Source organism: Alteromonas sp. AWJ4_197 (genome assembly GCF_056160285.1).
Map to the genome: position 1 here is coordinate 1 of NZ_JBSWWW010000027.1, position 1,791 is coordinate 1,791.

Here is a 1,791-nt window from a genome sequence, read left to right on the forward strand (position 1 = left end):
CTGCAGCACCACCACGCCGGGCCCGCGCTCCAGGGCGTGCGCAAGCTCGGCCTGGACCTCCCGCCGCCGCGCGGGGTCCTGGACCACGGCCTGCAGCCCGGGCCCGTACAGCAGCACGTTCTGCTCGACGGCGGTGGCGTGGGGATACTCGGCGGGATCGGTGACGACCTCCACGTCCTCGCGGAAGTCCTCGAGCCGGCAGTCGGCGGGGGTGAACCAGCGGGCCGCGCGGCAGGCGGTGGCGGGGTCCAGGGTCATGGCAGTTCCTCTCTCCGGCAGCCCTCGGCGCAGGGCCTCGTGCAGGGCCTCGTGCAGGGCCAGCCTTCCGCTTGCCGCGGTGCCGGGCAATGCCCATTTCCCTCAGGAATCCCTCAGTCCTGTACTCCGCGAGCCCGGCAGGGATAGGCTCCGGAACGGCCCGGCTCGGGACTGCTCCGGGCCGGTCGGTTCCCGAAGGCTCCCGCACGAGATCAGGAGACCCGAAGTGCCCCACCGCTACCCGATCCGGGAGATCGCCCGCCAGGCGGGGGTCAGCGACGCCACGGTCGACCGCGTGCTGCACGGCCGAGCCGGTGTGCGGGCAGGAACCGCCGGGCTCGTGCACCAGGCGATCCGGGACCTGGACGCCCAGCGCACGCAGCTGGAGCTGACAGGGCGGCGGTTCATGGTCGACGTCGTCGTCGACGCCCCCACGCGGTTCACCGCAGCCGTCCGGCAGGGACTCGAAGCAGCCCTGCCCGGTCTGCGCCCGGCCGTCTTCCGGGCACGGTTCTCCTTCCAGGAGCGGTGGGACCCCGACGGCTGCGCGGAAGTGCTGCGGCGCATCGCCGACCGAGGCACCCATGGCGTGATCCTCAAGGCCCCGGACGTACCCGTGGTCAGCACCGCGGTGGCCGAGCTCGAGGCGGCCGGCATCCCGGTGGTCACGCTGGTGACCGATCTGCCGGACAGCCCCCGCCGGGCCTACGTGGGCTTCGACAACCGAGCGGCCGGGGCGACCGCGGCCTACCTGGTGGAGCAGTGGATGCGCGACCGCCCCGGTTCCGTGGCCGTGGTCGTGAGCAACGACTGGTTCCACGGCGAGGAGCAGCGGGGCAACGGCTTCCGGAGCACCCTGCGCGCGCTGGACCCGGAGCGGGCGGTGCTGGACCTGCCCGGCGGCGACGGCCTCGACCGCACCACCCGGGACTTGTTCCGCAGGGCCCTGACCGAGCACCCGGAGCTCGACGCCGTCTACTCCGTGGGCGGCGGCAACCGCGGGATCATGGCCGCCTTCGACGACGCCGGGCGCGCCCCGCGGGTCGTCGTCGGCCACGACCTGGCTCCGGAGAACGTGGAGCTGCTGCGGGCCGGGCGGATCCACGCCGTGCTGCACCACGACCTCGAGCAGGACCTGCAGCGGTGCTGCAGGATCGTCATGGAGGCCCACGGCGCGATCCCTCCGGAGGAACGCCGCCACCACTCGATGATCGACGTCATCACGCCGTACAACGTGCCCGCGGGCCTGTGATCGGCCGCCGGACGGTGCCGGTCCCCGCAGCGGAGTGACCGTCCGGCGCCGATCTCACGTTCCGTCCGGTGCGGACGTCTACGAGGTGATGGACACGAAAGAGCCTTTCGAGACGCAGGTGACCCGGCACGGCCCCGTGGTGTGGCGGGTCTGCCGGGCAGTGCTGAGCACGTCCGCGGACGCCGAGGACGCGTGGTCGGAGACGTTCCTGGCCGCGCTGCGGGCGTACCCGGACCTGCCGGCCACGGCGAACGTGCAGGCGTGGCTGGTGACGATCGCCC

The 1,791-nt window shown here is 73.3% G+C and carries 3 protein-coding genes; 2 read left to right on the forward strand and 1 reads right to left on the reverse strand.

Features of this window, described 5'->3' with window-relative positions; translation table 11 throughout:
* Window positions 1-258 (reverse strand): hypothetical protein (locus ACXAGC_RS20290; RefSeq protein ID WP_474846805.1); only part of this gene is annotated, 258 nt, incomplete at its 3' end.
* A gap of 226 nt (window positions 259-484) precedes the next feature.
* Between ACXAGC_RS20290 and ACXAGC_RS20295 the strand changes: the two genes are divergently transcribed.
* Together ACXAGC_RS20295 and ACXAGC_RS20300 are read left to right on the forward strand one after the other, a co-directional pair.
* Complete coding sequence (locus ACXAGC_RS20295; RefSeq protein ID WP_290467708.1) at window positions 485-1,510, forward strand: LacI family DNA-binding transcriptional regulator; 1,026 nt, start codon at window positions 485-487, stop codon at window positions 1,508-1,510.
* Between the two features lie 88 nt (window positions 1,511-1,598).
* A partial coding sequence (locus ACXAGC_RS20300) for an RNA polymerase sigma factor (RefSeq protein ID WP_474846807.1) occupies window positions 1,599-1,791 on the forward strand: 193 nt, incomplete at its 3' end.